13 protein-coding genes and 2 pseudogenes are annotated in these 13,284 nt (G+C 40.1%); all 15 read left to right on the forward strand.

Going from position 1 to position 13,284, the window contains the following annotated elements; all coding sequences use genetic code 11:
* Window positions 1-1,023, forward strand: a pseudogene (locus EJF25_RS26790) (RHS repeat domain-containing protein); the annotation flags it as partial.
* An 884-nt stretch (window positions 1,024-1,907) separates the two neighbouring features.
* Window positions 1,908-2,039: a hypothetical protein gene (locus EJF25_RS26245; protein ID WP_262707234.1), complete on the forward strand. Its 132-nt coding sequence runs from the start codon at window positions 1,908-1,910 to the stop codon at window positions 2,037-2,039.
* A gap of 418 nt (window positions 2,040-2,457) precedes the next feature.
* Window positions 2,458-2,946: a hypothetical protein gene (locus EJF25_RS22915; protein WP_125043011.1), complete on the forward strand. Its 489-nt coding sequence runs from the start codon at window positions 2,458-2,460 to the stop codon at window positions 2,944-2,946.
* Window positions 2,883-3,425 carry a hypothetical protein gene (locus EJF25_RS22920; protein ID WP_125043013.1) on the forward strand — a complete coding sequence of 181 codons (543 nt, stop codon included), beginning with the start codon at window positions 2,883-2,885 and terminating at the stop codon, window positions 3,423-3,425. The genes EJF25_RS22915 and EJF25_RS22920 overlap by 64 nt, the downstream gene beginning before the upstream one ends.
* Window positions 3,426-3,664: 239 nt before the next feature.
* A complete protein-coding gene (locus EJF25_RS25975) occupies window positions 3,665-4,018 on the forward strand; it encodes a hypothetical protein (RefSeq protein ID WP_235016899.1) in 354 nt (117 codons plus the stop codon).
* 50 nt (window positions 4,019-4,068) lie between these two features.
* Window positions 4,069-4,302, forward strand: coding sequence for a hypothetical protein (locus EJF25_RS25980; protein WP_235016900.1), 234 nt, complete (start codon window positions 4,069-4,071; stop codon window positions 4,300-4,302).
* Window positions 4,303-4,431: 129 nt separating this feature from the next.
* Window positions 4,432-4,524 (forward strand): RHS repeat-associated core domain-containing protein, encoded by a 93-nt coding sequence (locus EJF25_RS25985; protein ID WP_235016902.1) that lies wholly within the window; start codon window positions 4,432-4,434, stop codon window positions 4,522-4,524.
* Window positions 4,525-4,589: 65 nt separating this feature from the next.
* Window positions 4,590-4,793, forward strand: coding sequence for a hypothetical protein (locus EJF25_RS25990; RefSeq protein ID WP_235016901.1), 204 nt, complete (start codon window positions 4,590-4,592; stop codon window positions 4,791-4,793).
* A complete protein-coding gene (locus EJF25_RS22930) occupies window positions 4,762-5,187 on the forward strand; it encodes a hypothetical protein (protein WP_125039639.1) in 426 nt (141 codons plus the stop codon). Before EJF25_RS25990 ends, EJF25_RS22930 begins: the two co-directional genes overlap by 32 nt.
* Window positions 5,188-5,193: 6 nt before the next feature.
* On the forward strand, window positions 5,194-5,805 hold the full coding sequence (locus tag EJF25_RS22935; RefSeq protein WP_125039638.1) for a hypothetical protein: 612 nt from the start codon (window positions 5,194-5,196) through the stop codon (window positions 5,803-5,805).
* A gap of 507 nt (window positions 5,806-6,312) precedes the next feature.
* Window positions 6,313-7,136: pseudogene (locus tag EJF25_RS22940) on the forward strand (RHS repeat domain-containing protein); the annotation flags it as partial.
* A 573-nt stretch (window positions 7,137-7,709) separates the two neighbouring features.
* Window positions 7,710-9,752 (forward strand): discoidin domain-containing protein, encoded by a 2,043-nt coding sequence (locus EJF25_RS22945; RefSeq protein WP_125039637.1) that lies wholly within the window; start codon window positions 7,710-7,712, stop codon window positions 9,750-9,752.
* 202 nt (window positions 9,753-9,954) lie between these two features.
* Window positions 9,955-10,986: a Holliday junction branch migration DNA helicase RuvB gene (ruvB, locus tag EJF25_RS22950; protein ID WP_125039636.1), complete on the forward strand. Its 1,032-nt coding sequence runs from the start codon at window positions 9,955-9,957 to the stop codon at window positions 10,984-10,986.
* A gap of 35 nt (window positions 10,987-11,021) precedes the next feature.
* Entirely contained in the window at window positions 11,022-11,804 is a 783-nt protein-coding gene (locus EJF25_RS22955) for a carboxylesterase family protein (protein ID WP_125039635.1), read from the forward strand.
* A gap of 32 nt (window positions 11,805-11,836) precedes the next feature.
* Window positions 11,837-13,282, forward strand: coding sequence for a lipopolysaccharide biosynthesis protein (locus tag EJF25_RS22960; RefSeq protein WP_125039634.1), 1,446 nt, complete (start codon window positions 11,837-11,839; stop codon window positions 13,280-13,282).
* Window positions 13,283-13,284: the final 2 nt, after the last annotated feature.

Consider the following 13,284-nt stretch of genomic DNA (forward strand, 5'->3'; position numbering starts at 1 on the left):
TTCTTGGACGAAGAGTATTACAGGGACTCTGTTCAGTCAAACGCTGATTATCAGGAGGCAATAACGGGGAATACCCCTTGCTATAATGGCAACATCAGCAGTATGTTGTGGAAGGCAGGAACGGAAACGAGCCAAAGAGGTTATCGTTTCACGTATGACGAGCTTTCCAGATTGAAGGATGCCCTCTACGGGAAGGCGCTACGCTTGCCTCTAATACGACCGATTCAATGAGCAGATTACCGCTTATGACAAGATGGGAAATATCTTAGGCCTGAAACGTTACGGGCAGACGGATGCAAACAGCTACGGGCTGATTGACAATCTGACTTTGACGTATAACGGTAACCGTTGCAGGCGGTAAAGGACGTTGCCACAAGTTCGGTTTATGGTAATGGAACAGAATTCAAAGACAATTCCAATCAAACGGTGGAGTATGCTTATGATAAAAATGGTAATCTGACTAAAGATTTAAACAAGAATATTAGTAGTATTGGGTATAATTTTTTAAATTTGCCTAATCAGGTAATCTTTGCGGGAGGTAATAGTGTTTTATATGAATATGCTGCTGACGGAACAAAGTTGCGTACGGTACATAAGACGGGGGCTACTACCTTAACGACGGATTATTGTGGTAATGCGATCTATGAGAATGGGGTGTTGAAGATGTTGCTCAATGATGCGGGTTATGTTAGTTTCCCGGATAGGAAGGTTCATTTCTATTTAAAGGATCATCAAGGTAATACTCGTGTGGTAGCGGATAAGGATGGCAATGTTGAGGAACGAACAATTACTATCCTTTTGGTGGTACTTTTACATCAACCAATAGTGTTCAGCCTTTTAAGTATAATGGTAAGGAACTGGATCAAAAAAATGGATTGAGCTGGTATGATTATGGGGCGAGACATTATGATGCTGCGATAGGGAGGTGGCATGCAATAGATCCCAAATGTGAAAAACAATTATTTGTCTCCATATGTTTATTGTAACAATGGGCCGATTGATAAAATAGATCCTACCGGAGAAGATTGGTATCGCGACAATAACGGAAATTATCGTTGGATAGAAGGCGACGAAGAAATTGAAGGATATGAAAGACTCGGTTCATCCGTTTCTATATCGTTGGGAGATGGTCTGTATCTAAACGCCTATCAGAATGGTGGTATCATTGCGAATCAAGCAGTAAATGCATTCGACTTAATTTCTGGCAGCGGAAAATTACAGAAGCAGTTCTTAGGCAATCAAAGTCCTCTGTCTGAAGACTCAAAATCAGCATTGTTCAATGGACTAACCAGCAGAGGAGTTGATGCAATAGCCCGTCCCGTAGGAGAGTTTCTGGTAGAACAGGGAACTGTTTTGCTGGGAGGCAAACTATTAAGTTTGGGAATTGGAAAGTTAGTCGGACAATTTGCCTCCAAAAGCAGTAGTAGTATTGCCCAAGCTGCAGAAGCTTCTTCTATTGGTAATGAAGCGGCTGTTGGAACCCATTCTGTTTATACGGGGGTAGACGCTTCGGGAACGGTTCGATATGTAGGCATAACAGGTCGTGATCCATCCGTCAGGTTTTTGGAACATTTGCATTCGGGAACGGCAAGAGGTACATTAGATTACAAGATGTTAAGGTGCTGAAAATCTAACAAGAGCTCAAGCCCGGGTATGGGAGCAAACTCTAATTAATCAGTATGGAATGGGAAAAACGGAGGACAATTGTTAAATAAAATCAATTCAATCGCCCCTAAAAATGGGGAAATATGGTATAAAATAATATGGGAGCAAAAAAATCAGAACAAAAATTGGAGATGTCTTTTCTGTGAAAGTATCAGAATCCGGTATAAATATTTCCAACTGATAGCATTTGATTTAACTCATTTAATAGTGATGTTATCAGAGCTTTTAAAAAGGTGTATACTTTGGATGAACATCCTACTTTATCAGAAATAGTGAATGGCGAGGTTGAGTTTTATGCTCATTGTATAACCAATTTTGGTCCTAAACTCTCTTTGTGGGAGAAAGTGGGAAGTATCGCTGATGTAGGGATATAAGTCATATTTTATTTAGATATTCAAGTGATGACTCAACAATTAGGGAAGAGCCAATTAAAGTATCATATAATGGCGCGTATGGCATATTAATGACAAGACTTTTACTGATGTTGGAAAGTTAGAGGGAGAAAACAGAAAAGCAGAAATTGGGCTTGTTGTAAGTCCTTGGGTATATTGTAGATCGTATAAAAACGGAAAATACAATTTTTGGCATCCTGATTTTGAATAACTGATTACTACCCTGATATAGGTTGTCTGATTAAAGATAATTTATATCAGGGTATTTTATATATTGGAATGTTTATTTTATAAATGTTTACCAACTCTACCTGTTCAATACAGCGAACATTCTGTGCAACTCCTTTCCTTACCAACCAGAACAACAAGGACTACGCAATAACATTACCTTCTACCCCAAATGAGCGTGCGGGTTTATTCCCTTTCTGGGGACAATCTCACCTACCGTCAGGACTATGCGACAGGTACTCTCGACTGTACGCAGACTACTGACGAGGACGGGCACATCACCCTGGAATTCAAGGACCGGGCTACGGACCGGGTACTCCTTTCACGCGTAATGGACGGGGAGGTGCTGCTCGATACCTATTACGTTTATGACAACTACGGGAATCTACGGATGGTATTGCCTCCGGCAGCTTCGGACTTGCTGACCTCGACCACTACCCCCGCTTCATGGACCGAGACTGCGGCAGCCATCCAAAAATATGCTTACCTCTACAAATATGACGGCCGGAACCGTTGCATCTACAAGAAACTTCCCGGTTGCGATCCCGTCTATACAGGTATGATTCAGCCGACCGTCCTATCTTCGTACAGGACGGAATGCAACGTTCCAAAGGGGAATGGTCCTTCAGCATACCCGATGTTTTTGGAAGGATCGTCTTGACGGGAACCTGCAAGAATACGCTGAATCATGCAAATGATCCGTTAAAGAACGTAGTGGTGAAAGCTACCCGGTTAACAGGCACGAATCAGACTAATGAGCTGAAAGGATATACGCTTCCCTCAAAAGTCGCCTTGACCACCCCTGTTATATTGAGCGTAAATTATTATGACCGGTATAACTTTATAGGATCGAATGGAATTCCTTCGGGTTCCTGCTTACGAAAAGGTTGCTATGACCAACTCAGGACTGGGAGTCAAAGGCTTGCTCACAGGCACACTACGGCAAGTATCAATGGAACAGTACATACCTGTACCGGGATGTATTACGATGACATGATCCAGCAGCGGAAACAATTCTCTGGAGTAGATAAGATATTACTGCCTACGACTTCCGGAAATCCTACGCAAGTCAGAAAGTACTGTCGGTCGGATAACACAGAAGTCTATGTCCACACTATGACCCGGCGGAACGTCTGTTAAAGACACCTATCAGTTGGATAATGCCGCGGCAGTGACTCTGGTGGATAACACCTACGATGAAGTGGGACGTTTGAAGTGGGACGGCGAAACGGGAATGCTAGGCTGAAAACGGAGTATGCTTATAACATTCGTTCTTGGACGAAGAGTATTACAGGGACGCTGTTCAGTCAAACGCTGAATTATCAGGAGGCAATAACGGGGAATACCCCTTGCTATAATGGCAACATCAGCAGTATGTTGTGGAAGGCAGGAACGGAAACGAGCCAAAGAGGTATCGTTTCACGTATGACGAGCTTTCCAGATTGAAGGATGCCCTCTACGGGGAAGGCGCTACGCTTGCCGCTAATACGAACCGATTCAATGAGCAGATTACCGCTTATGACAAGATGGGAAATATCTTAGGCCTGAAACGTTACGGGCAGACGGCTGCAAGTAGCTACGGGCTGATTGATAATCTGACTTTGACGTATAACGGTAACCAGTTGCAGGCGGTAAAGGACGTTGCCACAAGTTCGGTTTATGGTAATGGAACAGAATTCAAAGACAATTCCAATCAGACGGTGGAGTATACTTATGATAAAATGGTAACCTGACTAAAGATTTAAACAAGAATATTAGTAGTATCGGGTATAATTTTTTAAATTTGCCTGATCAGGTAATCTTTGCGGATGGTAACAGCGTGCAGTATGAGTATGCTGCTGACGGAACGAAGCTTCGTACGGTACATAAGACGGGGGCTACTACCTTAACGACGGATTATTGTGGTAATGCGATCTATGAGAACGGGGTGTTGAAGATGTTGCTCAATGATGCGGGTTATGTCAGTTTCCCGGATAGGAAGGTTCATTTCTATTTGAAGGATCATCAGGTAATGTAAGAGTTGTAGCAGATAAGATGGCAATGTTGAGGAGACGAATGCGTATTATCCTTTTGGTGGTACTTTACATCAACCAATAGTGTTCAGCCTTTTAAGTATAATGGTAAGGAGTTGGATACGAGGAATGGATTGAGCTGGTATGATTATGGGGCCAGACATTATGATGCGGCGATAGGGAGGTGGCATGTGATGGATCCTCTACAGAGAAATACAACAATGTAAATTCATACGCATATTGTAATAATAATCCGATAAAAAACATAGATATAGATGGACGAGACTGGTACATGAATGAATCGACAGGAAATTTATATTTTCACCGAGATTCAGTTGGACAACAGATGACATATAATGAACAAACTTATACTCATATTGGTGATAATAATATGTTTGGAAGTATGAAAGATATTTTATTGAAATTATATAATTTTGAAGAATCTGCTTCTTTAGCTCAAAAGCATGGATATAGTATTAATCCAATACAAGTCTAGAGAACAATCTTATTCAACGGGAAAAAATAACATAGTGATTGTTACTGGTGAAATTGACATTATTAATGAGAAATATGGAATATTTCCGATTGATAAAAATAAAATGATAGGAGTTAAGACTGATCCACTAATACAGAGAAAGTATGATGCCTTAGATATGATAGATGTACTTTTAACAGGAGGGAAAAAAACAGAATATATAGAAAGAAATTATATATCATATAGAGTATCAAAAACAAGTGATAATGTTTATACTACTATTGGGTCTGTTTTTAATGGAATGGAAACAATAATGACGGGTAAGCAAGATTATCGAACAATTAATGTTTATAATAATTGGAATCATTATTATAATGCTACAGAAGGAAAAGGAAAGTTGTTAATATATAAATAATAGTTTATGAAAATAATAAGTTTAGTACTAATAGAATTGTTTTTTATTCAATACAATTGTTTTTCACAGGAGTATCCTGATGAAAAAACAGTTCAAGGTTATAAAGAAATCATTAGTCTATATCCAGAAGATTTAGTGTCTCATTTTCCGAAAGAAATAGCTCATGAAAAAGTGCTTATAACAGCTTTTAAGTATCCGAAAATACAGGACTTGAGTTATATTCATATTATGTCGATTCTAAATGATAAAGAAATTGAGACATTAAAAAAAGATGCTTTACTCGAGGCTAAAGCCATTTATCATTTTACTGATTCTTGTTTAATGGTTATTCCTTATAATTATGAAGAGGATAGTATCATAATTAATACTGATTCGATTCGATATTGTCAGAATTCGAATATGCTTCCTATTTCCAATATCAGAACTTGGGGTGATTTCGTACCTAATTTTTATAAAAATGCGACCATTTTTATATTTAATGCAGAAAAAGGTTGCTTTCTTAAGAATGATTATCTTTCTAAATCAGGAGTTGGTTTACCAAATGCGTGGCAACATGGATATAGCAGAGGAATAGTAATATTTAAAAATTATGTACTGTATTGGCTCGATGTTTGGTAGTGCTTTGATTTAATCTAAATTTCGTTTTATCCTAATTAACTTACCCTGATATAGGTTTAATTTATATCAGGGTATTTTATATATTGGAATGTTTACCAACTCCTACCTGTTCAATACAGCGAGAATCCTGTGCCAACTTCTTTCCTTACTAACCAGAACCGACAAGGACTGGCGTATTACCTGACCTTCTACCCTAAATTGAGCACGTATCTATTCCCTTTCTGCAAACAGCCTTACCTACCGTCAGGACTATGCGACAGGTACTCTCGACTGTACGCAGACTACTGACGAGGACGGGCACATCACCCTGGAATTCAAGGAACGTGCTACAGGCAAAGTTCTCCTTTTACGTGCAATGGACGGGGAGATGATGCTAGATACCTATTACGTTTATGACAACTACGAGAATCTAGGGTTGGTATTGCCTCCGGCGGCTTCGGACTTGCTGGCTTCGACCACTACATCCGCTTCATAGACCGAGACCGCGGCGGCATCCAAAAGTATGCTTACCTCTACAAATATGACAGGCTTTCTAGGTTGAAGGATGCTCTCTACGGGGAAGATGCTACGCTTGCCTCTAATACGAATCGATTCAATGAGCAGATTACCGCTTATGACAAGATGGGAAATATTTGGGGTTTGAAGCGTTACGGGCAGACGGATGCAAACAGCTACGGGATGATTGATAATCTGACTTTGACGTATAATGGCAATCAGTTGCAGGCGGTAAAGGACATTGCCACAAGTTCGGTTTATGGTAATGGAACAGAATTCAAAGACAATTCCAATCAGACGGTGGAGTATACCTATGATAAGAATGGAAATCTGACTAAAGATTTAAACAAGAATATTAGTAGTATTGGGTATAATTTTTTAAATTTGCCTAATCAGGTAATCTTTACGGGTGGTAATATATTGAATATGAATATGCTGCTGACGGCACGAAGCTTCGTACGGTACATAAGACTGGTGTTACTACCTTAATGACGGATTATTGTGGAAATGCGATCTATGAGAACGGGGTGTTGAAGATGTTGCTCAATGATGCGGGTTATGCCAGTTTCCCGGATAGGAAAGTTCATTTTTATCTGAAGGATCATCAGGGTAATACTCGTGTGGTAGCAGATAAGGATGGCAATGTGAAGGAGACGAATGCTTATTATCCTTTTGGTGGTACTTTTACATCAACCAATAGTGTTCAGCCTTACAAGTATAATGGTAAGGAGTTGGATATGAAGAATGGACTCGGTTGGTATGATTATGGTGCTAGACATTATGATGCGGCGATAGGGAGGTGGCATGTAGTGGATTCTGTTAATGAATCAAATTATATCAATCTATAAATAATCCAATTCTATAAACTGATATAATGGGATGTAGTATAGTGTAAATAAGTGATGTATAATGGATCGATTTTAATTCATAATATGATGTTATACAGTTAGATAAAGTTATAGAAATTGTTAGGATATTATTGACCAGAGTGAGTATTCATATTGTTATAATTTTAGTATTGGAAACGTGGAGGAATTGTCTGTAAAAAAGGTTTAATAGAAGAGGATGAAGTTTTGCTTGGTATCGTCATTGCTAGTAGATTAGCTCAATTAAATATTATTGAAGTAGGAATGGTAAAAAGCAATTGGGAATTTTTCATTTGTTGAAAAAGGAGTAGAATTTATAATGAAACAGCCCTCTAGACTCAAGTATGTTCTTTATCAAGTTATTGGTGGCAAAAATGTAAAGGGCAGGAAAATATTATAAGATTAGTATTCTCACTTTTTTGAGTTTCGGTGTTTAAAACAATTTGTATTCTTTGGAGATTCTTGATATTTTCTTTATATTTGTAAAATATATGCATTAAATACGGATAAAACCGATTGTTAACTATTAATGGGAAAAAGAAAATGAAAATTACTATGAAGAGGGAAGGCTTTCGGAAAACCTTTCTGCAGCGATCGTTGAGAGTAATGGGGATAGGAGCGATATGCTTCTCGTTTGTTATGTCATTAGGAGCTTGTTCTGATGACGATGATGGCAAAAAGGAAGCGGAGCCTGAAGTAAACGGGGCAAGTGTACGCATAGGGAACACGAGTCGTAATATGCCAGCTTCGGGTACTGTTTATGCTCAGTATGGCGACTCGCCCACAGGATCGGACATCGCCAAACTTGTAGACAACAATGTGAATACCTGTTACCAGACAGATCATGCTAATTTCTACGTGATGTATAAAGCTGACAAGGATTTGCTCCTCAACTGCTACACGGTGTGTGCGAGCAGCGGTCCGTCTACCAACGATCCGAAGGCGTGGACGCTCAAAGGCTCTAACGATAATGCCAAATGGACCACACTTGACGAACAAACCGGACAGACATTCGGTGACAGAAAAGAGGTGAAAGAAATCTTGTTTGAGAATGAAGCAAAATACCGCTATTATAAACTAGAGGTAGCGGGAAACAATGGTGGTAGTGCCACACAAATTGCCGAATGGACTTTAAAATACAAAAATGTCTCTTTGCATCCAGACGAACCGCACTCGGTGGAAATTGATAAATTCTTCACCAATATGCCTACTGTCGGTACGCTTACTGCACAATATTCAGACTATCCGGAAGGCCAGTGGGTGCGTAATATAGCAGATGGAGATAACAGAACTCACTATACAACTTCACACACCCATTTCTATCTTTTGTGGGAAGGTGATAGAAGTACGGTTGTCAAATACTATTCGCTGACATCTTCGGAGGATGACCCCAAGAATACGCCTTCCGCATGGAAACTGTACGCTTCGAATGACAAAACCACCTGGAGCATGATTGACCAACGAATGGATCAGAATTTCGGTGACAGGCTCAAGGATAAAATCTACGTATTCAATAACAAAGAGGCTTACCAATATTACAAACTCGACATAGAAGCAAACAATGGAGGAGACTGTACGCAGATAGCCGAATGGACCTTAAAGGACGTGCCCGACATTGACGACCTGATGGGACTGGCGGATGGATATTCAGGAAGCGATCTGACCCCAATGGGTGGACACTATGCCAACCGACATGTGGCTACTGCTGAAGATCGCAAATGGTTACTCAATCCGGAAAACGAATCGGACGAGCTTTATGCATGGGACGGACATTGGAAAGAATTCCCCGTAACTCTTTATCCCTATGGAAAACCTCTCCCGGCCGATGCGAACCAACATGGTATTGGTAACTGCTCGCTCGTAGCTGCACTTGCTTCGATGGCTTATATCTATCCCGACTTCATAAAAAGTCTGATTCAAGACAATGGTGACAAAACATATACCGTATCCATGTTCGACCCGCAAGGTAAACCTATTAAAGTTTGTGTGTCCTCAAAATTCTTGGCAGGTCAAAGCGAAGAGATGTTCTGCTGTACTGGAAAGGACAACAAAGCCACATGGGCAACCGTACTTGAAAAAGCGATCATGAAGTGGAACTATATCTTTAATGTAAATAAAAACACAGGAGGAATAGGAAGCGAACACGTGCCACCGTTGTTTACGGGAGATGGTTACAGTTTCGGTTTTGCTCCTGGAAGACTTACTGCATGGCAGTTGCAACGTGCTGTGATGACTTCTTTGATGGAAGGAAAGCTTGTGATAGGTGGATTCAACAAGGGAGATTTGGTGGCTCCTGACGGAAGTGGAAAGACTGTCACCGCACACGCATGGACGCTGATGTTCTCTGCAGATCCTTCCGCGCTGTTCGGTATGCGTAATCCTTGGGGACTCTGCTATGATGCAAATGGCAAACGTGATGGTGTGCTGAATGTTTTTGAAGGTCAGATGCCATCCACTATTGACTTGCGCATCATCAACCCGGGTATTGCCGCAAATTCTAAGGAAGGTGGTGTATTTGAGCCTTATTACCCGCCCAATTATGCTCCTCAAGAGGTGAGAATAACTCCGGTTTCTCGGACAAAGTAATTTTCTTCTCGGGATAGGATCTGTCGGTATAATAAGAAAATATTCTCTCGTATATCTGCGGAACTTACTTAGCAAAGGTTACCTGACAAAACGAATTGGTGGATATTCCAATCTGTTTTGTCAGGTAACCTCTTTTTTCCTCTCTCTTGTGCGATATGTAAACGCAAATTTCTATCTTTGTCATCCATATTGAGACTTAGAAATGGAACAAGAAGATTTTGATATACGCAATCATCAGCTTACTTCGAAGGAACGTGACTTTGAGAATGCGCTTCGCCCGTTGAATTTCGAGGATTTTAGCGGTCAGGATAAGGTGGTGGAAAACCTTCGCATTTTTGTGAAGGCAGCACGTCTGCGTGGAGAGGCACTGGACCATGTTCTTTTGCATGGACCTCCCGGATTGGGAAAAACAACACTTTCAAACATTATTGCCAACGAGCTGAGAGTCGGTTTTAAAGTAACTTCCGGTCCGGTACTTGATAAACCGGGTGATTTGGCGGGAGTGCTGACCAGCCTTGAACCGAATGATGTGCTATTTATTGATGAAATCCATCGTCTTTCACCGGTGGTAGAGGAGTATTTATACTCTGCTATGGAAGATTACCGTATTGATATTATGATTGATAAGGGACCTTCGGCACGTAGCATTCAGATTGATTTAAGCCCTTTCACGTTGGTTGGAGCAACTACGCGTAGTGGATTGCTGACAGCACCACTTCGTGCCCGTTTTGGTATTAACCTGCATTTGGAATATTATGACGATGATATTTTGAGTAATATTATACGTCGTTCTGCTTCTATACTGGATGTACCTTGTTCGGTACCTGCTGCATCCGAAATTGCTTCCCGAAGTCGTGGAACGCCTCGTATTGCTAATGCTTTACTTCGTCGGGTACGTGACTTTGCACAAGTGAAAGGTTCCGGTTCTATCGATACGGAGATTGCTCAATATGCACTCGAAGCATTGAATATTGATAAATACGGATTGGACGAGATCGATAACAAGATACTTTGTACAATCATCGATAAATTCAATGGAGGACCTGTTGGATTGACTACTATTGCTACGGCTTTAGGAGAAGATGCGGGTACTATCGAAGAAGTATATGAACCATTCCTTATCAAAGAAGGTTTTATGAAACGGACTCCCCGTGGGCGTGAAGTAACAGAACTGGCTTATAAACATTTGGGAAGAAGTCTTTATAATAGCCAGAAGACGCTGTTTAATGATTGATATTGACTTTTTGAGAATATTTTAAATTGTATATTATGAAACAATGGACTGCTTTCATCGCTTTTTTCTTTTTGAGTATCTCTTTATCGGCTCAACAGAGATATGGAAAAGAACTATATGAAAAAGAAGTATTTGTCTCCACTCAGGGAGATTCTTTACTTTATCGGTTACTTCGTCCCGAAGCGGTGAAACCGGGCAAAAAATTTCCGTTGGTGCTGTTCCTTCATGGTGCAGGTGAAAGAGGAAATGATAATGAAAGACAATTGACTCATGGAGGACAGATGTTTTTAAATCCGGTGAATAGGGAAAAACATCCGGCTTTCGTACTAATTCCACAATGCCCGCAGGGTAAGTATTGGGGATATGTGGAACGTCCTAAATCTTTTACTCCTTCCAATATGCCTGTTGGACAAGAGATGAATCCGATATTTCGTGCGGTTAAAGAATTATTAGATTCTTATCTAAACATGCCGGAAATTGATAAAAAGAGAATTTATATCGTAGGTCTTTCGATGGGGGCAATGGGAACATTCGATATGATTTCCCGCTATCCGGAGATTTTTACTGCCGCTATTCCTATTTGTGGTACGGTGAATCCGGACCGTTTATCGGCAGCAAAGGATATCAAGTTCCGTATTTTCCATGGGGATGCTGATGATGTGGTGACGGTAGAAGGTTCTCGTGATGCATATAAAGCATTGAAAGCTGCCGGGGCAGATGTGGAATATATTGAGTTTCCCGGTTGTGGCCATAATAGCTGGGACTCAGCATTCAACTATCCCGGATTTATGGACTGGCTGTTCAAACAAAAGAAATAACGAACATTTATCGACACTAATCATTAGTAAACATGGCTGGACTTAAGTCATTGGTAAAGGATACTGCGTTGTATGGAATTAGTAGTATCATAGGCCGCTTTTTAAATTATTTGTTAGTACCTATCTATGCAGCAGCAATGTCTACTGCTTCAGGTGGATATGGGATAATAACAGAGGTATATGCTTGGACAGCCTTGTTAATGGTTATTCTCACGTATGGTATGGAGACTACATTCTTCCGTTTTGTGAATAAAGGGACGGAAGAACCGGAAAAAGTATATTCTACAGTGCTCATTATGGTGGGAAGTACATCGCTGCTTTTTGCTATATGTTGTATGCTGTTTCTTCATCCCATAGCAGTTGCATTGGGGTATGCCGATCACCCTTGGTATGTTGGTACGATGTTGTTGGTAGTTGCAATGGATGCCTTTCAATGTATTCCTTTCGCTTATCTTCGTTATAAGAAACGTCCGATTAAATTCGTTGCTTTGAAGATGTTCTTTATTGTGCTCAACATCGCATTAAATCTGATTTATTACTTGATAATAGGAGGTAGTAATGTATTTTATGCTTTTCTCTTCAATTTGATATGTACATCTATAGTAATGATATTGCTTATTCCCGATTTGAAATTTAGAGGAGGATTCGATAAAATCCTAGCAAAAAGAATGCTGAATTATTCTTATCCGATTCTTATTCTGGGAGTGGCAGGTATTTTGAATCAGGTGGCTGACAAGATTATGTTCCGGCATATCTATCCGGATCCGGTTGGGGCGAAAACACAATTATCTATCTATAGTGCATGTAGCAAGATTGCTATGATTATGGCAATGCTTACCCAAGCTTTCCGTTATGCTTATGAACCGTTTGTGTTCGGTGAAAGCAGAGATAAAGACAATAAAGTGATCTATGCAAAAGCCATGAAATATTTTATTATTTTTACGCTGTTGGCATTTCTAGCTGTGATGTTCTATTTGGATTTATTAAAATACATCTTAAAGCCTGATTATTGGGGTGGTTTGAAAGTCGTACCGATTGTGATGGCTGCCGAAATCTTTATGGGTGTTTTCTTTAATCTTTCTTTCTGGTACAAGCTGATTGACGAAACCAAGTGGGGAGCTTATTTCTCATTTACAGGATGTGCGGTATTAGTGCTAATCAATATTGTATTTATACCGAAATACGGTTTTATGGCTTGTGCGTGGGGTGGCTTTGCTGGTTATGCAGTAGCTATGCTTCTCTCTTATTTTGTAGGACAAAAGAAATATCCGATCGCTTATGATTTGCGTGGAATTGCTTTGTATGTAGGTCTGGCTTTAGTGTTGTATGCTGCCGGTGAATGGGTACCTATTTCCAATATTGTGTTACTTCTGGCTTTCCGTACATTGCTTCTTTTGTTGTTTGTAGCATATATTATCAAGACGGATTTGCCATTAAATCAAATACCTGTTATTAATCGATTTATAAAGAAGAAATAACT

The organism is Bacteroides faecalis (assembly GCF_003865075.1).
Lineage (GTDB): Bacteria > Bacteroidota > Bacteroidia > Bacteroidales > Bacteroidaceae > Bacteroides > Bacteroides faecalis.

Excerpts from the sequence above, each read along its gene's own strand:
- EJF25_RS22915 (WP_125043011.1), top strand. The coding sequence starts at position 2,458 with ATGAGCGTGCGGGTTTATTCCCTTTCTGGGGACAATCTCACCTACCGT.
- EJF25_RS22920 (WP_125043013.1), top strand. The coding sequence starts at position 2,883 with ATGCAACGTTCCAAAGGGGAATGGTCCTTCAGCATACCCGATGTTTTT.
- EJF25_RS25990 (WP_235016901.1), top strand. The coding sequence starts at position 4,590 with ATGAATGAATCGACAGGAAATTTATATTTTCACCGAGATTCAGTTGGA.
- EJF25_RS22930 (WP_125039639.1), top strand. The coding sequence starts at position 4,762 with ATGGATATAGTATTAATCCAATACAAGTCTAGAGAACAATCTTATTCA.
- EJF25_RS22935 (WP_125039638.1), top strand. The coding sequence starts at position 5,194 with ATGAAAATAATAAGTTTAGTACTAATAGAATTGTTTTTTATTCAATAC.
- EJF25_RS22945 (WP_125039637.1), top strand. The coding sequence starts at position 7,710 with ATGAAAATTACTATGAAGAGGGAAGGCTTTCGGAAAACCTTTCTGCAG.
- ruvB (WP_125039636.1), top strand. The coding sequence starts at position 9,955 with ATGGAACAAGAAGATTTTGATATACGCAATCATCAGCTTACTTCGAAG.
- EJF25_RS22955 (WP_125039635.1), top strand. The coding sequence starts at position 11,022 with ATGAAACAATGGACTGCTTTCATCGCTTTTTTCTTTTTGAGTATCTCT.
- EJF25_RS22960 (WP_125039634.1), top strand. The coding sequence starts at position 11,837 with ATGGCTGGACTTAAGTCATTGGTAAAGGATACTGCGTTGTATGGAATT.